Source organism: Williamsia sp. M5A3_1d (genome assembly GCF_053345315.1).
In genome coordinates, this window is the sequence record NZ_JBKEZX010000004.1 from 379,325 (window position 1) to 400,954 (window position 21,630).

20 protein-coding genes are annotated in these 21,630 nt (G+C 70.1%); 19 read left to right on the forward strand and 1 reads right to left on the reverse strand.

Features of this window, described 5'->3' with window-relative positions; translation table 11 throughout:
- Positions 1 to 8 precede the first annotated feature (8 nt).
- The 8 genes from alaS to aroB all read left to right on the forward strand — a co-directional run bounded on the left by alaS (position 9) and on the right by aroB (position 9,217).
- The gene (gene alaS / locus ACLBW1_RS18685; protein ID WP_447813293.1) at positions 9 to 2,687 is read left to right on the forward strand and encodes an alanine--tRNA ligase; all 2,679 of its coding nucleotides are present in this window, start codon (positions 9 to 11) and stop codon (positions 2,685 to 2,687) included.
- Complete coding sequence (gene ruvX / locus ACLBW1_RS18690; protein WP_447813294.1) at positions 2,684 to 3,136, forward strand: Holliday junction resolvase RuvX; 453 nt, start codon at positions 2,684 to 2,686, stop codon at positions 3,134 to 3,136. The genes alaS and ruvX overlap by 4 nt, the downstream gene beginning before the upstream one ends.
- Complete coding sequence (locus ACLBW1_RS18695; RefSeq protein WP_447813295.1) at positions 3,133 to 4,794, forward strand: endolytic transglycosylase MltG; 1,662 nt, start codon at positions 3,133 to 3,135, stop codon at positions 4,792 to 4,794. The genes ruvX and ACLBW1_RS18695 overlap by 4 nt, the downstream gene beginning before the upstream one ends.
- Positions 4,785 to 5,624, forward strand: a complete 840-nt coding sequence (locus ACLBW1_RS18700; protein ID WP_447813296.1) for a shikimate dehydrogenase — start codon at positions 4,785 to 4,787, stop codon at positions 5,622 to 5,624. The genes ACLBW1_RS18695 and ACLBW1_RS18700 overlap by 10 nt, the downstream gene beginning before the upstream one ends.
- Before the next feature lie 103 nt (positions 5,625 to 5,727).
- Entirely contained in the window at positions 5,728 to 6,219 is a 492-nt protein-coding gene (locus ACLBW1_RS18705) for a prepilin peptidase (protein WP_447813297.1), read from the forward strand.
- A gap of 48 nt (positions 6,220 to 6,267) precedes the next feature.
- Positions 6,268 to 7,491, forward strand: coding sequence for a chorismate synthase (gene aroC / locus ACLBW1_RS18710; RefSeq protein WP_447813298.1), 1,224 nt, complete (start codon positions 6,268 to 6,270; stop codon positions 7,489 to 7,491).
- Positions 7,488 to 8,087, forward strand: a complete 600-nt coding sequence (locus tag ACLBW1_RS18715; RefSeq protein WP_447813299.1) for a shikimate kinase — start codon at positions 7,488 to 7,490, stop codon at positions 8,085 to 8,087. The genes aroC and ACLBW1_RS18715 overlap by 4 nt, the downstream gene beginning before the upstream one ends.
- Entirely contained in the window at positions 8,084 to 9,217 is a 1,134-nt protein-coding gene (gene aroB, locus ACLBW1_RS18720) for a 3-dehydroquinate synthase (RefSeq protein WP_447813300.1), read from the forward strand. Before ACLBW1_RS18715 ends, aroB begins: the two co-directional genes overlap by 4 nt.
- A 25-nt stretch (positions 9,218 to 9,242) precedes the next feature.
- Here aroB and ACLBW1_RS18725 read toward each other — a convergent pair whose 3' ends face one another.
- A complete protein-coding gene (locus ACLBW1_RS18725; RefSeq protein WP_447813301.1) occupies positions 9,243 to 9,734 on the reverse strand; it encodes a B-4DMT family transporter in 492 nt (163 codons plus the stop codon).
- A gap of 74 nt (positions 9,735 to 9,808) precedes the next feature.
- Here ACLBW1_RS18725 and ACLBW1_RS18730 point away from each other — a divergent pair, with 74 nt between their 5' ends.
- The 11 genes from ACLBW1_RS18730 to mihF all read left to right on the forward strand — a co-directional run bounded on the left by ACLBW1_RS18730 (position 9,809) and on the right by mihF (position 21,626).
- A complete protein-coding gene (locus tag ACLBW1_RS18730) occupies positions 9,809 to 10,936 on the forward strand; it encodes a M24 family metallopeptidase (protein ID WP_447813302.1) in 1,128 nt (375 codons plus the stop codon).
- Between the two features lie 67 nt (positions 10,937 to 11,003).
- Entirely contained in the window at positions 11,004 to 11,567 is a 564-nt protein-coding gene (gene efp, locus ACLBW1_RS18735; protein WP_434217817.1) for an elongation factor P, read from the forward strand.
- A gap of 33 nt (positions 11,568 to 11,600) precedes the next feature.
- On the forward strand, positions 11,601 to 12,077 hold the full coding sequence (nusB, locus tag ACLBW1_RS18740; protein ID WP_447813303.1) for a transcription antitermination factor NusB: 477 nt from the start codon (positions 11,601 to 11,603) through the stop codon (positions 12,075 to 12,077).
- Between the two features lie 186 nt (positions 12,078 to 12,263).
- Entirely contained in the window at positions 12,264 to 12,782 is a 519-nt protein-coding gene (gene pyrR, locus ACLBW1_RS18745) for a bifunctional pyr operon transcriptional regulator/uracil phosphoribosyltransferase PyrR (RefSeq protein WP_447813621.1), read from the forward strand.
- On the forward strand, positions 12,782 to 13,726 hold the full coding sequence (locus tag ACLBW1_RS18750) for an aspartate carbamoyltransferase catalytic subunit (RefSeq protein ID WP_447813304.1): 945 nt from the start codon (positions 12,782 to 12,784) through the stop codon (positions 13,724 to 13,726). The genes pyrR and ACLBW1_RS18750 overlap by 1 nt, the downstream gene beginning before the upstream one ends.
- Positions 13,723 to 15,021, forward strand: coding sequence for a dihydroorotase (locus tag ACLBW1_RS18755; RefSeq protein WP_447813305.1), 1,299 nt, complete (start codon positions 13,723 to 13,725; stop codon positions 15,019 to 15,021). Before ACLBW1_RS18750 ends, ACLBW1_RS18755 begins: the two co-directional genes overlap by 4 nt.
- Positions 15,018 to 15,620 carry a PH-like domain-containing protein gene (locus ACLBW1_RS18760; RefSeq protein WP_447813306.1) on the forward strand — a complete coding sequence of 201 codons (603 nt, stop codon included), beginning with the start codon at positions 15,018 to 15,020 and terminating at the stop codon, positions 15,618 to 15,620. The genes ACLBW1_RS18755 and ACLBW1_RS18760 overlap by 4 nt, the downstream gene beginning before the upstream one ends.
- Positions 15,617 to 16,756, forward strand: coding sequence for a glutamine-hydrolyzing carbamoyl-phosphate synthase small subunit (gene carA / locus ACLBW1_RS18765; protein WP_447813307.1), 1,140 nt, complete (start codon positions 15,617 to 15,619; stop codon positions 16,754 to 16,756). Before ACLBW1_RS18760 ends, carA begins: the two co-directional genes overlap by 4 nt.
- Positions 16,756 to 20,082: a carbamoyl-phosphate synthase large subunit gene (gene carB / locus ACLBW1_RS18770; RefSeq protein ID WP_447813308.1), complete on the forward strand. Its 3,327-nt coding sequence runs from the start codon at positions 16,756 to 16,758 to the stop codon at positions 20,080 to 20,082. Before carA ends, carB begins: the two co-directional genes overlap by 1 nt.
- Positions 20,079 to 20,918 carry an orotidine-5'-phosphate decarboxylase gene (gene pyrF, locus ACLBW1_RS18775; protein ID WP_447813309.1) on the forward strand — a complete coding sequence of 280 codons (840 nt, stop codon included), beginning with the start codon at positions 20,079 to 20,081 and terminating at the stop codon, positions 20,916 to 20,918. The genes carB and pyrF overlap by 4 nt, the downstream gene beginning before the upstream one ends.
- Positions 20,919 to 21,308: 390 nt before the next feature.
- The gene (gene mihF, locus ACLBW1_RS18780; RefSeq protein ID WP_045822676.1) at positions 21,309 to 21,626 is read left to right on the forward strand and encodes an integration host factor, actinobacterial type; all 318 of its coding nucleotides are present in this window, start codon (positions 21,309 to 21,311) and stop codon (positions 21,624 to 21,626) included.
- Positions 21,627 to 21,630 lie beyond the last annotated feature (4 nt).

Below are 21,630 nucleotides of genomic sequence, written 5' to 3' on the forward strand. Positions count from 1 at the left end.
GACATCAGGTGCAGACCCACGAGATCAGGAAGCGATTCCTCGATCATTTCGTCGCCGCAGGTCACACCGAGATCCCCAGCGCCTCGCTGATCCTCGACGACCCCAATCTGCTGTTCGTCAACGCCGGCATGGTGCCGTTCAAGCCGTACTTCCTGGGCGAGCAGACCCCGCCGTCGCCGCGGGCGACCAGCATCCAGAAATGTGTGCGCACCCTCGACATCGAGGAGGTGGGCATCACCACACGCCACAACACCTTCTTCCAGATGGCGGGCAACTTCTCCTTCGGTGACTACTTCAAGCGTGAGGCCATCGGGTTCGCGTGGTCGTTGCTGACCGGTTCGGTCGACGACGGCGGGTTCGGTATCGACCCGTCACGCCTGTGGCCGACGGTCTACGTCGACGACGACGAGGCGGCCGGGATCTGGCGCGACGAGATCGGCGTCGCCGCCGAGCGCATCCAACGTCGCGGCATGGCCGACAACTACTGGTCGATGGGTGTCCCCGGACCGTGCGGGCCGTCGTCGGAGATCTTCTACGACCGCGGACCGGCGTACGGCGTCGAAGGCGGGCCCGAGGCCGACGAGGACCGTTACATCGAGATCTGGAATCTCGTCTTCATGCAGAATCAGCGCGGCCCCGGCATCGGCAAGGACAACTACGAGATCCTGGGTCCGCTGCCGCAGAACAACATCGACACCGGAATGGGCATCGAGCGCGTCGCGACGATCCTGCAGGGTGTCGACAACGTCTACGAGACCGACCTCCTCAAGCCCGTCATCGACGCTGCCGAACGGCTGACCGGACGCCGCTACGGCGCCGGCGGTGAGGGCGCCGCCGAGGCCGACGTCCGGTTCCGTGTGATCGCCGACCACGCCCGCACCGCGGTCATGTTGATCTCCGACGGGATCACGCCCGGCAACGACGGTCGCGGTTACGTGCTGCGACGTCTGCTCCGGCGCATCGTGCGATCGTCACGTCTGCTCGGCGCACAGCAGCCGACGATGGGCGACTACATCGACACCGTCATCGCGACGATGTCGCCGTCGTATCCCGTTCTGGCCGAGCAGTCCTCGTCGATCCGCGCCACCGCGGTCGCCGAGGAGGACGCGTTCTCGGCCACCCTCGCCGCCGGATCGAAGCTCTTCGACGACGCCGCCGCGGCCACCCGGTCGTCGGGCGCGACGGTCATCGCGGGCACCGACGCCTTCGCCCTGCACGACACCTACGGCTTCCCGATCGACCTCACCCTGGAGATGGCCGCCGAGGCGGGACTCGAGGTCGACGAGCAGGGTTTCGCCGACCTCATGAGCGAGCAGCGACGCCGGGCCAAGGCCGATGCGAACGCCCGCAAGGCCGGTCACGCCGACCTCTCGGTGTACCGCGAGTTCCTCGACCGCGGACCGACCAAGTTCACCGGTTTCGATGAACTCGTCAGCGAGGCAACGGTTCTCGGCATCGTCGGCGACGGCGCGTCGCTACCGGTCGTCGGGGTGGGACATGAGGCCGAGATCATCCTCGACCGCAGTCCGCTCTACGCCGAGTCCGGTGGGCAGATGGCCGACGTCGGCTCGCTCAGCACCACGACCGGCGCCCGCGCACGCGTCACCGACGTGCAGAAGATCGGCAAGTCGGTCTGGCGGCACCTCGTGACCGTCGACGCCGGCGAGTTCGTGGTCGGCGATGTCGTCCTCGCACAGGTCGACGCCGGGCATCGTCGCGGCGCGACGCAGGGCCACTCGGGCACCCACCTCGTCGGTGCGGCGCTGCGACAGGTGCTGGGATCGGGTGCCACCCAGGCCGGTTCGCTCAACCGCCCCGGATACTTGCGCTTCGACTTCCGCGCCCAGGGCCCGGTCACCGACGCCCAGCGCACCGAGATCGAGGAGATCACCAACTCCGCGGTGGAGGCCGACCACGCGGTGAACACGTTCGAGACCGGGCTCGACGAGGCCCGTGCGATGGGCGCGATGGCGCTCTTCGGCGAGAACTACGGCGACCGGGTCCGCGTGGTCGAGATCGGCGGACCGTTCTCCATGGAGCTGTGCGGCGGCACCCATGTGGGCAGTTCCGCGCAGGTCGGTCCCGTCACCCTGCTCGGCGAGCAGTCGGTCGGCTCAGGGGTACGCCGCGTGGAGGCCTACGTGGGCCTCGACTCCTATCGACACCTCGCCCGTGAACGCGCGCTGCTGTCGTCGGTGTCGTCGGCACTGAAGGTGCCCGGCGACCAGGTGCCCGAGCGCGTGGCCCACCTCGTGGAGCGTCTGCGTGACGCCGAGAAGCAGATCGAGCGGATGAAGGCCGAGGCCGCGAAGGCATCGGCGGCATCGCTTGTCGGCGACGCCGAACGCGTCGGCGACACCCTCGTCGTCGCGGCTCGCCTCGACGACGGACTCGCAGGCGGCGATCTCCGCGGTCTGGCGACCGACCTCCGCGGTCGATTCGGCTCCCAGGCCGCCGTCGTCGCGCTGTTCTCGGTGTCCGACGCCAAGGTGCCCTTCGCGGTCGCGGTCACCGCCGCCGCACGCGACGCCGGCCTGTCGGCGGGGTCGATCGTGTCCGACATCGCCCCGCTCCTCGGTGGGCGTGGCGGCGGCAAACCCGATCTCGCACAGGGCTCGGGAACCGACGCCTCGGCGATCGACGCCGCCGTGCGCAGGGTGCGGGAGACCGTCGGGGCGCAGGGGTGAGTCCGCTGCGGCCGCGTGGACGGCGAATCGCCGTCGACGTGGGAAGCGTGCGTATCGGGGTCGCGTCGTGTGATCCTGACGGGATGTTGGCCACGCCGATCGAGACTGTCGCCCGAACCAAGGACGCCTCCGACCTCGCTCGGATCTCCGACATCGTCGCCGAGTACGAGGCCGTCGAGGTCGTCGTCGGGATGCCGACGACCCTGAAAGGCGAACACGGCGCCGCCGCGCAAGCCGCGACCGCGTTCGCCGAACGATTGGCGCCGCGTGTCGCGCCGGTCCCCATCACCTTCCACGACGAGCGGCTCACCACCGCGGCGGCGACCCAGATGCTGCGGGCGAGCGGGCGTTCGGCCAAGCAGCAGCGGTCGGTGATCGATCAGGCCGCTGCCGTGGCGATCCTGCAGTCGTGGCTCGATCTGCAGTCGGTCGGGGGCGACGAACGGTGACCGACCAACCCCCGCGTCCGCACCGCCGGCGCGCCGCCGACGACGGTCAGGACCCGGCCGAGACGGCACGCCTGCGTCGGCTGATCGCCGACAACGGCGGGGCACACCCGCATCGTCGCGCCCGCGGAGGTCCGGCCCGGCGCCCTGACCTCCCTCCGCTCGACCCCCGACGTACCGCGACCGGCGCCCCACGTGCCGACACCGCAGGTGAACCGCTCTGGCAGGAACCGCGGCGTGCCCGACCCCGGGCGATCCCGCCGGTGGACGGTGCCCCCGACCGGGCAGCGCCCGACGACCGTTTCCGCCACGACGACCGCGGTGGCGACACCGGGCGCGACCCGCGGTCCTACGCGGATCAGGCGATGTGGGCGCCGGTGGCCGACGAACCGACCACGGTGCCCATCGACACCCCCGACGACGCCCGGGAAGGCGCCCAGGGCGGCTCCCGGCGCCGCAGCGGTGAGCGCCGCGAGGGACGGGGTGGCCAGGGGCGCCGCGCGACCGCCCAGATGCAGGCCCGTCGGCGGCGGCGCCGCGTGGTGCTGGCGCTCGCCATGGTCTTCATGATCGCGGTGATCGGGTCGCTGGGGTACGTGGGCCTGCGGATGACCGGCTTCTTCGTCGACGACGACGACTACTCGAACGCATCCGGCACCGGCGACGTGCTCGTCTCCATCCCGCAGGACTCGACGCTCACCCAGTTCGGCGAGATCCTGCACGATCGCGGCGTGGTCGCCAGCGTGCGTGCCTTCACCGACGCCGCGGGCTCGGGTTCCATCTCCGCCGGGTTCTACAAACTCCGGACCGGCATACCCGCGGCCACCGCGGTGTCGATGCTCGACGGCGACGCCAACAGAGTGGGTCGCGTGGTCATCCCGCCCGGTCGGCAACTCGACACCAAACAGACCGCGGACGGCTCTCCGAGCACCGGCATCTTCGCGATGATCGCCCAGGCCACCACCGTGACGATCGACGGTCGGCGGTCCGGTGTCACGCAGGAACAGCTCGCGCAGGCCGCCGCGACCGCCTCGCCCGCCGACCTCGGGGTGCCGTCGTGGGCGACGGCCGAGGTCGAACGCCTCGACGGTGATCATCGACGTATCGAGGGTCTCATCGCGCCCGTGGCGTTCGAGGCCATCGATCCCACCCTGTCGCCGACCGCGATGCTGAAGTACCTCATCACCACCAGCGCAACGCTGTTCGACCAGTGGGGACTGCTCGCCGGCAACGACACCGGGCTCACCCCGTATCAGAACCTGGTGTCGGCCTCGGTGGTGGAGAAGGAGGTCGCGAACCCCGACGACTACGGCAAGGTCGCGCGCGTCATCCTCAACCGCCTGGGCAAGAACCAGAAACTGGAGATGGACTCGACCGCGAACTACACCGCGGCCGTGGTCAACATCGACGTCTCCGGCGACGCCTACACCGCCGACACGAAGTGGAACACCTATCAGGTGAACGGCCTGCCGGCGACTCCCATCGGGTCGGTCGGGAAGGCCCCGCTGCAGGCGACCGACAACCCGCCGGCCGGTGACTGGATCTACTTCGTCGCCGTCGACCCGCAGGGCACGACACTGTTCACCGAGGACTACGCCGAGCACCTCCGCAACCGGCAGAAGGCCTGCGACAACAAGGTTCTCGCCGTCGGATGCCGGTGACCACCGCTGCGGCGCCGGTACGTAGGGCCGCCGTCCTGGGGTCGCCGATCGACCATTCGCGATCACCCGATCTGCATCTGGCGGCCTACCGCGCGCTCGGCCTGGACACCTGGACCTACGAACGCATCGAGTGCCGCGCCGAGGGGCTCGGAGACCTCGTCGACAGCCTCGACGACAGCTGGGTCGGGCTGTCGGTGACCATGCCCGCGAAGGTGGCCGCGCTCGACCACGCCGACGAGGTCACCGAGCGGGCGGCCATGGTGGGTTCGGCGAACACCCTGGTGCGCACAGCCTCGGGCTGGTGGGCCGACTGCACCGACATCGACGGCGTGACCGGAGCCCTGCGTGCACTGGGCGCCGAGGACCTCGAGGGCGCGTCGGCGGTGGTGCTCGGTGCCGGCGGCACCGCGCGCCCGGCGCTGGCTGCGCTGAGCTCCGCCGGCGCCGGATCGGTGACGGTGGTGGTTCGTGAACCGGTGCGCGCCGCAACACTTCTCGAGCTGGCCGACACGCTGGGGCTGCCCGCCGAGGTGGTCGCGTTCGCGCCGTCGGACGATCTCGCCGCACGCTGCGCCGACGCCGCGGTCACCGTCAGCACGGTGCCCGCCGACGCCGCCGCACCCCTCGCTGCCTCGGTGTCCGCGTCGCCGCGCCTCGTCGACGCCATCTACGCGCCATGGCCGACACCGCTGGCCGCCGCCGTCGCCGACCGCGGGGGTGCGGTCGCCGGCGGACTGGTGATGTTGCTCCACCAGGCCGTCACCCAGGTGGAACTGTTCACCGGCCGATCGGCCCCGCTAGATGCGATGGCCGCCGCACTCGCCGTCTGATCGGCGTTCCGCTGTCCCGCTGCCTCGCAGCACCGCCCTGTTCGAACCCGTGCCGATCCACAGTTGCAGGGAATCGACGACCACACCGCCGGTTGTCCCCAGGGTGAGCGCGTCGGGCGGTGCACGCCCCGGTGCGCTCGCCGACGATGACCTCGTGATCTCGTCCTCGACGGCCTGCGCGGTGACCCTGCTGGTGCTCCCGGCGTGGTCGATGATGCTCATCGGCCACGACCTGCGTTCGCGGACGCTGCCCAACCGACTCACCGTGCCCGCGGTGATCGCGGTGCTGGCCGCGGCGACCGTTCACGGTGGGGTCGCCCTGTCGGTCCTGGCGTTGTCGGTGCCGTACGTGGTCACCTGCCTGGCCGGTGGGTGCGGCGGCGGTGACGTGAAGCTCGCCGTCGCGCTCGGGGGACTCGTCGCCGATCCCGGTCGCGCGCTCCTGGTGGTCGTGGCCGCATCGGTGCTGAGCCTGTGCGCGGCCGTCGTCACCGCGGTGCGTGGTCGGGGGAGTGGCAGGAGTGTTCCGCAGGCTCACGGACCCGCTCTGGTGGTCGCCGCGATGATCTGGGGTGGGCTGTTCACCGGTGGGTGACCCACGTGCGGGCGGGACGGCGACCGGGACGTGGAAGAATGACGATTCGTGTTGCGCTGGATAACTGCCGGAGAATCCCACGGCCCCGCCCTGGTCGCCCTCGTCGAAGGGATGATCGCCGGTGTCTCGGTGACATCCGACGACATCGCCACCCAACTCGCCCGCAGGCGTCTGGGGTACGGCCGCGGTGCCCGGATGAAGTTCGAGGCCGACAAGGTCACCGTCGTCGGCGGAGTCCGTCACGGTCTCACCCAGGGCGGTCCCGTCGCCATCGAGATCGCCAACACCGAATGGCCCAAGTGGGAGACGGTGATGGCGGCCGACCCGGTCGACGCCGCCGAGCTCGCCGATGTCGCACGCAACGCGCCGCTCACGCGTCCGCGGCCCGGCCACGCCGACTACTCCGGGATGCTGAAGTACGACTTCGACGACGCCCGTCCCGTGCTCGAGCGCGCGAGCGCCCGGGAGACCGCGGCACGGGTCGCCGCCGCAACCGTGGCACGCAACTTCCTCCGTCAGGTGCTCGGCGCCGAGGTCCTCTCGCATGTGGTGTCGATCGGGGCGTCCGATCCGTTCGACGGCCCGAGTCCCACGCCGGACGATCTCGACCGGATCGACGCCAGCCCGGTGCGCGCGGCGTCCGAGGCCGCCGAGGCGTCGATGATCGCCGAGATCGAGGCGGCGAAGAAGGAGGGCGACACCCTCGGCGGGGTCGTCGAGGTCATCGTGACCGGCCTGCCGGTCGGGCTCGGCTCCCACGTCAGCGGTGAGACCCGACTCGATGCGCGCCTCGCATCGGCGCTGATGGGCATCCAGGCGATGAAGGGTGTCGAGGTGGGCGACGGTTTCGCCACGGCCCGCCGCCGCGGCAGCGCGGCCCACGACGAGATGGTCCCCGGACCCGACGGCGTGCTGCGCTCGACGAACCGCGCGGGTGGCCTCGAGGGCGGGATGACCAACGGTGAGGACCTGCGCGTCCGCGTGGCCATGAAGCCGATCTCGACGGTGCCGCGCGCGCTGTCGACCGTCGACATGTCCACCGGGGAACAGGCCAGCGCCATCCACCAGCGGTCGGATGTGTGCGCGGTCCCCGCCGCCGGCGTGGTCGCCGAGGCGATGGTCGCGCTCGTCGTCGCCCAGGCCGCGCTAGACAAGTTCGGTGGCGACTCGGTGACCGAGACCGCCGACAACGTGGCGCGGTACCGCGAGCGTGTCGCGGCACGCCTCGCGCACGGTGACAGCGCGGTGTCGGCGCGGCCCGCCGCCGGATGACCTCCGATCTCCCCGCACGCACCAACGGACCCGTCGTCCTGATCGGGTTCATGGGAGCGGGGAAGTCCACGGTCGGGTCGGTGCTCGCCGCGCACCTCGGCGTCGACTACCTCGACACCGACCACGAGATCGTCCGGCGCACCGGACGGTCGATCGCCGACATCTTCGCCACCGACGGCGAGGAACGGTTCCGCGAGATCGAATCGGCCGTCATCGCCGATGTGCTCACCACGCACCGTGGTGTCGTCGCCCTCGGCGGCGGCGCCGTCGTGAGCCCCGAGGTGCGTCGCGTCCTCTCCGGACATCGGGTGGTGCATCTCGACGTCGCACCCGACGCCGGCTTCGCGCGGGTCGAGGGGTCGTCGCGCCCCCTGCTCCGGGCCGACTCCGACGGACCCTCGCCCCGCGAACGCTACGGCGCGCTGCACGCCGCCCGGGCCGCGGTGTACGCCGAGGTCGCGACCGTGCGGGTCGACACCGACGACGCCGACCCGTCGACCGTGGCCCGGCGCATCCGCGAGCTGCTCGACCCCGAGACGACGACATCGGACCGCTCCCGCCCGCACCACCCCGATCCCCGAGAGGTTTCCTCGTGACCGAGTCCACCGGCACCGCCCCCGCACCCACCGACCCGATCCGCATCAGGGTCGCCACGGCCGACCCCTACGACGTGGTGATCGGACGCGACCTGCTGACCGATCTCGTCGCCGCGGCCGGTGGAGCCGATCACATCGCGATCCTCTACCAGCCGCCGCTGATCAAGACCGCCGAGGCCGTACGAGAAGTGCTTGCCGAGGCCGGGTTCGACGCCCACCGCATCGAGATCCCCGACGCCGAGGCCGGCAAGGACCTGTCGGTGGCCGCCTTCTGCTGGGAGGTGTTCGGCCGCATCGGGATGAAGCGCAACGACGTCGTCATCGGACTCGGCGGCGGTGCGGCCACCGACCTCGCCGGGTTCGTCGCCGCCACCTGGATGCGCGGTATCGGCGTGGTGCACCTGCCGACCACACTGCTCGGGATGGTCGACGCGGCGGTCGGCGGCAAGACCGGTATCAACACCGACGCAGGCAAGAACCTGGTCGGTTCGTTCCACGAGCCGCGTGCCGTGCTCATCGACACCGCGACGCTGGAGACGGTGCCCCCCAACGAGATCATCGCCGGGCTCGCCGAGGTCATCAAGACCGGGTTCATCGCCGACCCGGAGATCCTGAACCTGATCGAGGCCGATCCGGTCGCCGCGCGCGACCCCGCGGGAACGGTTCTCCCCGAACTGATCCGGCGATCGGTGCAGGTCAAGGCCGATGTGGTGGCGGCCGACCTGCGCGAGTCGTCACTGCGGGAGATCCTCAACTACGGGCACACCCTCGCCCACGCGATCGAGCGCCGCGAGCAGTACCGGTGGCGACACGGCGCCGCGGTGTCGGTCGGTCTGCTGTACGCCGCGGAACTGGGACGCCTCGCCGGGCGTCTCGACGACGCGACCGCTGATCGGCACCGCAGCATCCTGGAGTCGGTCGGGCTGCCCACGGGGTACGACGCCGACGCCTTCCCGGCGCTGCTCGAGACGATGGCGGGGGACAAGAAGAACCGTTCGGGGATGCTGCGGTTCGTGGTGCTCGACGGGCTGGCCCGGCCGGGACGACTCGAGGGTCCTGATCCCGGGCTGCTGGTCGCCGCCTACTCCGCGATCGCGCGGTCGGCGTCGCCCGGGGGCATCCTGCTCTGATCGCCGCGCCCCGGGGGGCGTGGGCTCAGTGGGTGTCGGCGGTCTGTCGCTGCTCGGCGCCGGTGTCGTTGTTCTGCTGCTTGGCGTTCTTGTTGCGCTGTCGGTGGGCGAGGAAGCGACCGAGCGCGGCACCGGCGAGCGCGGGGATGAACACCAGCAGGGTGGTGAACGAGCCGCCCGCGAACAGCTCGACGAAGATCGAGTTCTGCCCCATACCGGCGACGACGTAGTTGCTCAGTGCCCACGAGATGATCGCCGAGACGACACCGGTGAACAGTCCGGCCTTGAGCCAGCGGATGGTGAGGTCGTCGTAGTCCTCGGGGTCGTCGTGGGCGCGGCCGTCGGCGATACCGTCGATGCCGCCCCAGATGATCGCGATGAGGACGACGACGGCGACCGCGAGGGTCTTCCAGTACGTGCCCTGCAGCGGGGCGTGGACGATGGCCAGTCCGAGCAGCACCCTGGCCACCACGTGGACCACCGACATCGACACACCACGCAACATCCAGGCAACCATGGGCGGAAGCGTACCCAACGCCCGCACCACTGTGTGCCGCAACACACGAGTTCGGGCGCGGTAGCGTTGCTGCGATGACCTCCCTGGCCCCGTCGGTGACCGATCCGCACGACGTCCACCGGGCTCGCCGCGACCGTCTGCGCGAGGCGCTGGCCGCCCTCGGCGCCGACCACGCCCTCATCGGCGATCTCGTCAACGTCCGCTACCTGACGGGGTTCACCGGCTCGAACGCCGCGGTCGCGGTGTCGGTGAGCGGTCCCGACGACGACCGGATCGCCACCGACGGTCGCTACGTGACACAGGTGTCCGAGCAGGTGCCCGACCTGTCCCCGGTGATCGGTCGCAACTGCCCCGCGACCCTGCTCGGCGAATTCGCCGGCGGATCGGTGGTCGCGGTGGAGGAGCACGCGATGACGGTCGCGGCCTGGCGTGCGCTGAGCTCCGACGCCGAGGCCGCGAGCCCCGCGATCGGGCTGGTGGCCCTCGGCCCGCAGGTGGAGCAGTTGCGGATGGTGAAGGACGAGAGCGAGATCGAGCTGTTGCGACAGGCCTGTCAGGCCGCCGACGTGGCGCTCGCGACCATCATCGAACGCGGCGTCATCGTGCCCGGACAGACCGAGCGTCAGGTGGCGCGCGCCCTGGAGTGGGAGATGTACGCGTGCGGGGCCGACGACATCTCCTTCGAGACGATCGTCGCGGCCGGGGCCAACTCCGCGGTGCCGCACCACCGCCCGACCGACGCGGTGCTCGCCGCGGGCGACTTCGTCAAGATCGACTTCGGGGCCGTGGTGGGCGGCTACCACTCCGACATGACCCGCACCTACGTGTTGGACCATGCCGCGGACTGGCAGCGTGAGATCTACGACCTCGTCGCGGCGGCCCAGCAGGTGGGGCGGGAGGCACTGACCCCCGACGCCGACGCGCGTGGGGTCGACGCGGCGGCACGCGCGGTGATCGACGCCGCGGGCTATGGCGAGAACTACGTCCACGGGCTCGGACACGGCGTGGGTCTGCAGATCCACGAAGCGCCGGCGATCGGTGCGAGCGCGACGGGTACACTGCCATGCGGTGCGGCAGTCACCGTGGAACCCGGTGTGTACCTGCCCGGCAGAGGCGGTGTCCGCATCGAGGACACGCTGGTGGTCCGCGAGGGCGTTCCCGAGCTGCTGACCACCACCGACAAATCATTCTCCGTCATCTAGGGGCGACCGGCGCCCAGGACGACGGTGACCATGCGCCCGCTCGCGGGTGGAAGGAAGCGACACACACGTGGCCAGTACCGCAGATTTCAAGAACGGGCTCGTTCTCCGGATGGACGACCAGTTGTGGCAGATCCAGGAGTTCCAGCACGTCAAGCCCGGTAAGGGCCCGGCGTTCGTGCGCACCAAGATCCGCAACGTGCTCTCGGGCAAGATCGTCGACAAGACCTTCAACGCGGGCGTGAAGGTCGAGACCGCGACCGTCGACCGCCGCGACATGACCTTCCTCTACAAGGACGGCACCGACTTCGTCTTCATGGACTCGGAGAACTACGAGCAGATCTCCGTCAGCCCGCAGACTCTCGGCGACGGCCACAAGTTCCTCCTCGAGAACATGAAGGTCCAGGTCGCCATGCACGACGGCAACCCGCTGTACGTCGAGCTCCCCGTCACCGTCGAGGTGCTCGTCGCCCAGACCGATCCCGGTGTGCAGGGTGACCGGTCGACCGGCGGCACCAAGCCCGCGACGCTGGAGACCGGCGCCGAGATCAACGTCCCGCTGTTCATCAACACCGGCGACAAGCTCAAGGTCGACTCGCGTGACGGCAACTACCTCGGTCGCGTGAATTCGTGACCTCGGTTCGTCCGCTCTGCGTGTGAGGGCCGCGTGAAACAACCCGGTACCCGCCACAAGGCGCGCCAGCGCGCCGTAGACCTGCTGTTCGAGGCCGAGGCCAAGGACGTCTCGCCGATCGAGCTCATCGCTCAGCGGCGTGAACTCGTCGTCGACGACGAGAGCATCGGAATGATCCACCCGTACACCGCGCGGGTCATCGAGGGCCTCACCGCCGACCGTGCGCAGATCGACGCCGTCCTGACCTCGCATCTGCGGGAGTGGACCCTGCCCCGTCTGCCCGCCGTCGACCGCGCGATCCTGCGCCTCGCCGCGTGGGAACTGTTCAACACCCACGACGTCCCGCCCGTCGTCGTGGTCGACGAGGCCGTCGAGCTCGCGAAGGAGCTGTCGACCGACGAGTCACCCGCCTTCGTCAACGGCGTGCTCGGACGGATCGTCACGCTGGCCCCGCAGGTGCGGGCGGCGTCGATCGCCACCGGATCCGAACCCGACACCGCTGGCGAGTGATACAGCTCGCTCGAAGCGGGATCGCCGCGCAGCGACTGTTAAGGTTCTCGACGAAAGCAGACATCCTTTAACGATCCGTCCCGTGAGGCGGAGAAGGAGGTCGGGTAGGTGACACCGGCAGACGGCGCGCCCGATGATCGGCGGATTCTCCTCGATTCCGGTGACGTGACCCGGACCATCGCGCGGATGGCCCATCAGATCATCGAGAAGACCGCGCTCGACGACCCTGATTCACCCCGGGTCGTGGTTCTCGGGATCCCCACGCGGGGAACCACTCTCGCCCGGCGACTGGTCGACCGCATCCGTGAGTTCTCCGGTGTCGACACCGGCGTCGGATACCTCGACATCACCCTTTATCGCGATGACCTGCGCGCGAAGCCGCACCGTCCCCTCGAACGCACCTCGGTCCCCTCCGGTGGCGTCGACGCGGCGCTGGTGATCCTCGTCGACGACGTCCTGTACTCCGGCCGCACCGTCCGCGCGGCGCTCGACGCCCTGCGCGACCTCGGGCGTCCGTCGGCGGTACAGCTCGCCGTCCTCGTCGATCGCGGGCACCGGGAACTGCCGTTGCGTGCCGACTACGTCGGCAAGAACATCCCCACCTCGCGTTCGGAGGACGTCTCGGTGCAGCTCGTCGAACACGACGGGATCGATCAGGTGGTCCTCGCCGCGGGCACACCCGGTGTCGAGAGGCGGGCCCGCTGATGCGACATCTGCTGTCGGTCGACGACCTCGACGCAGCCGCCGCGCACGGACTCCTCGACGAGGCCGAGCGGTTCGAGCAGGCACTCCTCGGCCGGGAGGTGCGCAAGCTGCCGACCCTGCGCGGCCGCACCGTGATGACGCTGTTCTACGAGAACTCCACGCGCACACGGGTGTCGTTCGAGGTCGCGGGCAAGTGGATGAGCGCCGACGTCATCAACGTCAGTGCCTCGAGTTCCTCGGCGGGCAAGGGGGAGTCGTTGCGCGACACCGCCAAGACCCTGCGTGCGGCCGGCGCCGACGCGCTCATCGTGCGACATCCCGCCTCGGGTGCGGCCCACCAGATCGCGCGGTGGACCTCCGAGGACGGTGACGGGCCCGCGGTGATCAACGCCGGCGACGGCACCCACGAACACCCGACACAGGCACTGCTCGACGCGTTGACGCTGCGGCAGCGCCTAGGCACGCTGGAGGGCAGGCGGATCGCGATCGTCGGCGACATCCTGCACTCGCGGGTCGCCCGGTCGAACGCCCACCTGCTGAGCACGCTGGGGGCGCAGGTGGTGCTCGTCGCCCCGCCGACCCTGCTGCCCGTCGGTGTGTCGGGATGGCCCGTCGAGGTGTCCCACCACCTCGACGCGACCCTGCCCGGTGTCGACGCGGTGATGGTGCTGCGGGTGCAGGCCGAGCGCATGAACGGTGGGTTCTTCCCCTCGGCACGGGAGTACTCGATCCGCTACGGACTCAGCGAGAGACGACTGGCCCTGCTCGACGACGACGCCGTGGTGTTGCACCCGGGTCCGATGTTGCGCGGCATGGAGATCGGGTTCTCGGTGGCCGATTCGCCACGCGCGACCGTCCTGCAGCAGGTGAGCAACGGCGTGCACATGCGGATGGCCGTGCTGTTCCGACTCCTGGTCGGAACCGACGAGGAGGGTGTGTCGTGAGTGAGCGGTTGCTGATCGCCGATGTGCGTCCGTACGGCGAGGGTGACGCGGTCGACGTGCTGGTGGTCGACGGTGTGATCACCGAGATCGGCGCCGGCCTCTCCGCGGACGGGGCCGAGCTGGTCGACGGCCGCGGCGGCATCGTGCTGCCCGGTTTCGTCGACCTGCACACCCACCTCCGCGAGCCCGGTCGCGAGGACACCGAGACCATCGAGACCGGTTCTGCGGCAGCGGCTCTGGGTGGCTACACCGCGGTGTTCGCGATGGCCAACACCGATCCGGTCGCCGATTCGGCCGTGCTCACCGATCACGTGTGGGCCCGCGGTCAGCAGGTCGGCCTCGTCGACGTCCACCCGGTCGGCGCGGTCACGGTGGGTCTCGAGGGCACGCACCTGGCCGAGCTCGGCGCGATGGCCGACGGTGTCGCACAGGTCAAGATGTTCTCCGACGACGGCAAGTGCGTCCACGACCCGCTGCTGATGCGTCGCGCGCTCGAGTACGCGAGCGGCCTGGGCGTCCTCATCGCCCAGCACGCCGAGGAACCCCGACTCACCGTCGGCGCCATCGCCCACGAGGGCCCCACCGCCGCCCGCCTGGGTCTGGCGGGATGGCCGCGCTCGGCCGAGGAGTCGATCGTCGCCCGCGACGCGATCCTCGCCCGCGACGCCGGTGCCCGCGTACACATCTGCCACGCGTCGACCGCGGGCACCGTCGAGTTGCTGCGATGGGCCAAGGGGCAGGGCATCGCCATCACCGCCGAGGTGACACCGCACCACCTCCTCCTCGACGACTCCCGCCTGCAGACCTACGACGCGGTCAACAAGGTGAACCCGCCGCTGCGGGAGAGCAGCGACTGCGCCGCACTACGGCAGGCCCTCGTCGACGGCGTGATCGACTGCGTCGCCACCGACCACGCTCCGCACGCCGAGCAGGACAAGTGCTGCGAGTTCGCTGTGGCCCGCCCCGGCATGCTCGGCCTGCAGACCGCCTTGTCGGTGATCGCGGCCACCGTGGTGGGGCCCGACGGACTCGACTGGCGTGGCGTCGCCCGCGTGCTCAGCGAACGCCCCGCGCAGATCGTCGGACTGCCCGATCAGGGGCGACCGATCGCGGTCGGCGAGCCCGCCAACCTCACCGTCGTCGACCCCGACGCGGAGTGGACGGTCTCACGCGGCGAGCTCGCGAGTCTCAGTGCCAACACCCCGTTCGACACGATGACGCTGCCCGCACGGGTGGTCGCGACAGTCCTGCGCGGTCGGGTGACCGCGCACGACGGACAGGTGCGATACCGATGAGCGGTGTACTGGTGGTGGCGATCGTCGTCCTGGCCTGGCTGGGCGTCATCGCACTGATGCTGCGCGGTTGGCGCAATCGCGCACGGCGACAACAGGATCTGCTCGGCGCGTTCCCCGAGGTCCCCCTCGACCCGGGTGCACTGCTGTTCGGTCCGCACACCGGTCTCTACGTCGGGTCGACGGTGGCGCCGAGCTGGCAGGACCGGGTCGCCGTCGGTGACTACGGTGACCGCGCGTCGACGGAGTTCTCCGCCTTCGACAGCGGCATCCTGCTCAGTCGCCACGGCGCGAACGCCATCTGGATCCCGCGCGAGTCACTCGTCGCGGTCCGCACCGAACGCGGCCTCGCCGGAAAGGTGATGACCGCCGACGGCGTGCTGGTGATCCGCTGGCGTCTGCCCTCGGGCACCGAGATCGACTCCGGTGTGCGCGCCGACGACAAGAGCGTCTACCCGGTCTGGGTCGACCTCGACCCCGCGGCGGGCACGCGACCGCCCGCCGACCCGCCCGGCCCCGCGGCCGATGAGCCCCCGAACGGCCCCGACAACCCGACCGACCCCGACGAGCCGACCGACACGGCGAAGGAGCCACGATCATGACCACAGCGGTGTTGGTGCTCGAGAACGGGCAGGTGTTCACCGGGACGGCCTTCGGCGCCACCGGCCAGACCCTCGGCGAGGCGGTGTTCTGCACCGCGATGACCGGTTATCAGGAGACGCTCACCGACCCGAGCTACCACCGGCAGATCGTGGTGGCGACGGCCCCGCAGATCGGCAACACCGGGTGGAACGTCGAGGACGACGAGAGCCGCGGGGGGCGCATCTGGGTCGCCGGGTACGCCGTCCGCAACCCCACCCGCCGCGTGTCGAGCTGGCGGTCGACGGGCACTCTCGACGACGCGCTCGTCGATCAGGGTGTCGTCGGGATCGCGGGCATCGACACCCGTGCGGTCACCCGCGTGCTGCGCGACCACGGGTCGATGCGCGCGGGCATCTTCTCCGGTGACGCCCTGCCCACGGGTTCGTCCGGAGTCGACACCGAGGTGCTGCTCGACCGGGTGCGCTCGGCGCCCTCGATGGCCGGCGCCGACCTGGCCGGTGAGGTCAGCACCGTCGACGAGTACGTCGTCGACGCCGTCGGCGAACACCGGTTCACCGTCGCGGCCATCGATCTCGGGATCAAGACCAACACCCCGAGGATGCTCGCGCAGCGCGGTGTGCGGGTGCACGTGTTCGGATCGTCGGTCGACCCACAGGTCGTCACCGACCTCGCGCCCGACGGGGTGTTCCTCTCGAACGGACCCGGCGACCCGGCCACCGCCGACGCCGCCGTCGACCTCACCCGACACGTGCTGGACCGTCGGATCCCGTTGCTGGGCATTTGTTTCGGCAACCAGATTCTCGGCCGCGCCCTGGGGCGCGGCACCTACAAGATGAAGTTCGGTCACCGCGGCATCAACATCCCGGTGATCGACCACACCACCGGCCTGGTCTCGATCACCGCGCAGAACCACGGGTTCGCCCTCGAGGGCGAGGCCGGCGAGGAGTTCGACACCGACTTCGGGCGTGGTCGGGTGAGCCACACCTGCGCCAACGACGGCACCGTCGAGGGTGTCGAGCTCGTCGACGGTCGCGCCTTCTCCGTGCAGTACCACCCCGAGGCGGCGGCCGGTCCGCATGACGCCGCCTACCTCTTCGACCGTTTCGTCACCGTGATGCAAGGAGTCCGTGCCTGATGCCCCGCCGCAGCGATCTGAACCATGTCCTGGTGATCGGTTCGGGCCCGATCGTCATCGGGCAGGCGTGCGAGTTCGACTACTCGGGCACCCAGGCCTGTCGCGTGTTGCGCGCCGAGGGGCTGCGGGTGAGCCTGGTGAACTCGAACCCGGCGACGATCATGACCGACCCGGAGTTCGCCGACGCCACCTACGTCGAGCCGATCACGCCGGAGTTCATCGAGAAGGTCATCGTCACCGAGCGCGACAACGGCCATCCGATCGACGCGGTGCTCGCCACCCTCGGTGGGCAGACAGCACTCAACGCCGCCGTCCAACTCCACGAGCGGGGGATCCTCACCAAGTACGACATCGAGTTGATCGGCGCCGATTTCGACGCCATCCAGCGCGGTGAGGACCGGCAGAAGTTCAAGGACATCGTCGCCGAGGTCGGCGGCGAGAGTGCCCGCTCACGAGTGTGTTTCACCATGGCCGAGTGTCATGAGACCGTCGCCGAACTGGGGTACCCGGTCGTCGTGCGGCCGTCGTTCACCATGGGCGGTCTCGGCTCGGGCATGGCCTACGACGAGGCCGACCTGAACCGCATCGCCGGCGGCGGCCTCGCGGCGTCGCCCACGGCCAACGTCCTCATCGAGGAGTCGATCCTCGGGTGGAAGGAGTACGAACTCGAGATGATGCGCGACGGCCGCGACAACGTCGTGGTGGTGTGTTCCATCGAGAACGTCGACCCGGTCGGCGTGCACACCGGTGACTCGGTGACCGTCGCCCCGGCGATGACGCTGACCGACCGCGAGTACCAGCGGATGCGCGATCTCTCCATCGACATCATCCGTGAGGTCGGTGTCGACACCGGTGGCTGCAACATCCAGTTCGCGATGGATCCGTCCGACGGTCGGCTGGTCGTCATCGAGATGAACCCCCGGGTCTCGCGGTCGTCGGCGTTGGCGTCGAAGGCCACCGGCTTCCCGATCGCGAAGATCGCCGCCAAGCTCGCCGTGGGGTACTCCCTCGACGAGATCGTCAACGACATCACCGGTGAGACCCCCGCGTGCTTCGAACCCACCCTCGACTACGTGGTCGTGAAGGCACCCCGGTTCGCGTTCGAGAAGTTCCCCGGTGCCGACGACACATTGACCACCACGATGAAGTCGGTGGGCGAGGGGATGAGCCTGGGCCGCAGTTTCGCCGAGGCCCTGGGCAAGGTGATGCGGTCGATGGAGACCAAGGCAGGCGGGTTCTGGACCGACCCCGTCACCGAGGACTCGCTCGAGGAGATCCTGGCCGACATCGCCACCCCGCGCGACGGCAGGCTCTACCGGATCATGGCGGCGTTCGACCGGGGCGCGACGGTGGAACAGCTCTTCGACGCGACGAAGATCGACCCCTGGTTCCTCGCCGAGATCGAGGCCGTCGGCGCGCTGGGCGCCCGGGTCCGCGCGGCCGACACCCTCGACGCCGAACTCCTGCGCGAGGCCAAGTCCCACGGCCTGTCCGACCGCCAGATCGCCGCTCTCCGCACCGATTTCGCCGACGACGCCGCCGTCGCCGCGCACCGCGATGCCCTGGGGATCCACCCGGTCTACAAGACCGTCGACACCTGCGCCGCCGAATTCGAGGCGAAGACGCCGTACCACTACTCGACCTACGAGATCGATCCCGCCGCCACGAGCGAGATCGCCCCGCAGACCGAGCGCGGCAAGGTGCTGATCCTCGGATCGGGGCCCAACCGCATCGGTCAGGGCATCGAGTTCGACTACTCGTGCGTGCACGCGGCGACGACCCTGAGCGACGCCGGGTACGAGACGGTGATGGTCAACTGCAACCCCGAGACCGTCTCGACCGACTACGACACCGCCGACCGCCTCTACTTCGAACCCCTCACCTTCGAGGACGTCGTCGAGGTGTACCGCGCCGAGTCCGCCTCGGGGACCGTCGTCGGTGTGATCGTGCAGCTCGGTGGGCAGACCCCGCTCGGGCTCGCCCGACGCCTCGAGGATGCGGGGCTGCCGATCGTCGGCACCAGCCCCGCCGCCATCGACCTCGCCGAGGACCGCGGCGAGTTCGGCAAGGTCCTCGACGCCGCGGGTCTCCCCGCCGCGAGATACGGCATGGCGACGACGTTCGATGAGGCCCGCACCATCGCCGCCGACATCGGCTACCCGGTCCTGGTGCGGCCGTCCTATGTGCTCGGCGGTCGCGGCATGGAGATCGTGTACGACGAACCGTCGCTGGAGGGCTACATCTCCCGCGCGACCGAACTCACCCCCGAGCACCCGGTGCTCGTCGACCGGTTCCTCGAGGACGCCGTGGAGATCGACGTCGACGCGTTGTGCGACGGCACCGAGGTCTACATCGGCGGCATCATGGAACACATCGAAGAGGCCGGCATCCACTCCGGCGACTCGGCCTGTGCCCTGCCCCCGGTGGCGCTCGGCAAGACCGATGTCGCCGCGGTGCGCCGCTCCACCGAGGCGCTGGCCCACGGGATCGGCGTGAAGGGGCTGCTCAACGTGCAGTTCGCCCTCAAGGACGACATCCTCTATGTGCTGGAGGCCAACCCGCGCGCCAGTCGCACGGTCCCGTTCGTGTCGAAGGCGACCGCGGTGCAGCTGGCCAAGGCCTGCGCCCGGATCATGCTGGGGGAGTCCATCGCCGACCTGCGCACCTCCGGTGTGCTGCCGGCGAGCGGCGACGGCGGCGATCTGCCCGTGGGTGCGCCCATCGCGGTGAAAGAGGCCGTGCTGCCGTTCAACCGGTTCCGTCGCGCCGACGGCACCGGTGTCGACTCCCTGCTGAGCCCGGAGATGAAGTCGACGGGCGAGGTGATGGGCATCGACGCCGACTTCGGCCGGTCGTTCGCGAAGTCGCAGACCGCCGCCTACGGGTCGCTCCCGCTGTCGGGCAACATCTTCGTCTCGGTCGCCAACAAGGACAAGCGGGCCCTGTTGTTCCCGGTGAAGCGCCTGGCCGATCTGGGATTCCACATCCTGGCCACCGAGGGGACCGCGGAGGTGTTGCGCCGCAACGGGATCGACTGCACCCAGGTGTTCAAGCACTCCGACACCGGCCTCCCCGAGGGTGCGGTCACCATCGTCGACACCATCCGCGCCGGCGAGGTCTCGATGGTCATCAACACCCCGTTCGGCAACTCCGGACCGCGCGTCGACGGCTACGAGATCCGTAGCGCCGCGGTGTCGGTGAACATCCCCTGCATCACCACCGTGCAGGGGGCAGGCGCCGCCGTGCAGGGCATCGAGGCCGCTCTCGGTGGCGACATCGGGGTCATGTCGCTGCAGGAGCGCCACCGCGTGATGCGCAGCTCGTGACCGACGGGGGCGGGGGAGTCGCCTACGCCGGCCGTCACCTCGACGCCGTCGCCCGCCGCGGTCGACTGTGTGTGGGTGTCGACCCGCACCCGGCGCTGCTCGCGGCATGGGGACTGGGCGACGACCTCGACGGGCTGCGCTCGTTCACCGAGACCGTGGTGCGTGCCGTCGCGCCGATCGCAGCGGCGATCAAACCCCAGGTGGCGCTGTTCGAGCGGTTCGGTTCGGGCGGCTTCGCCGTTCTCGAGGAGGCCATCGCCGAGATCGGTGCCGCCGGTGCGCTGGTGATCTCCGACGCCAAACGCGGCGACATCGGCTCCACCATGGCCGCCTACGCGAACGCATGGCTGTCGCCGGGGTCACCGCTGTGCTCCGACGCCGTCACGGTCTCGCCCTATCTGGGGGTCGGGTCGCTCGATCCCGCGTTCGACGAGGCCGCAGGGTCGGGTCGTGGGGTGTTCGTGCTCGCCCGCACCTCCAATCCCGAGGGGGCGTCGCTACAACTCGCCGACGTCACCGGCAGCACCGTCGCGCAGTCGGTGATCGATGCCGTCGCGGCCCGCAACGCCGCAGGTCCTGCCGCATTTGGCGTGGTGGTCGGTGCGACACGTCCGCACGGGCTGGCGCTCGAGGCGCTCGAAGGCCCCATCCTGGCGCCGGGGGTCGGTGCCCAGGGCGGAACGCCGTCGGATGTCGCCCGCATCTTCGCCGGCGTCCACCGCTGGGTGCTGCCCGCGGTGTCGCGGGAGATCCTCGGTGCCGGACCCGGGCGTGCGGAGCTGGTGACGGCGACCGAGTCGATGCGCGACGCGGTGGAGTCGGCCCTGCACAGCTGAGCCGCCTGCGCTCTCGCCGCAGCTCAGGACCGCAAAGCGACACGCTCGACGGGGTCGGACGATTACCGCTGATCCGGGCTCGAACCATCCGTCACACCCGCCCCACGCGCACCGTCAGGGTCGTCGACCGGCGTCGAACGGGTAGTTCGCCGTCATGTGTTGTCTTACAGGGCTTTTCGACGACGGATCCGTCTGGTCGGCGGGCGGCGGCGCTCGCGCCGCCGAACCGGGGCGGAAACCTCTACAACACGGTCTCTAGTGCGGAAATGGTGGGGTGGGGGTCGCAAATCCCAGCTCACGTCGGTACGGTCGCAGTCGCTGTGGCAAACCACAGCATCCGCTGCCCACCCGGTGGCGACTCGACCCAGTTCTACGAATACGGAGGAACCCGTGGCCCTTCCCCAGTTGACCGCTGAGCAGCGCGCCGCTGCTCTGGAGAAGGCAGCAGCCGCTCGCAAGGCGCGCGCCGAGCTCAAAGAGCGGCTCAAGCGTGGAGGCACCAACCTCACGCAGGTGCTGAAGGATGCCGAGACCGACGAGATCCTCGGCAAGATGAAGGTCTCGGCCCTGCTCGAGGCCCTGCCCAAGGTGGGCAAGGTCAAGGCGCAGGAGATCATGACCGAACTCGAGATCGCCCCCACCCGCCGTCTGCGCGGTCTGGGCGATCGGCAGCGCAAGGCGCTGCTCGCCAAGTTCGATCAGGACTGATCAG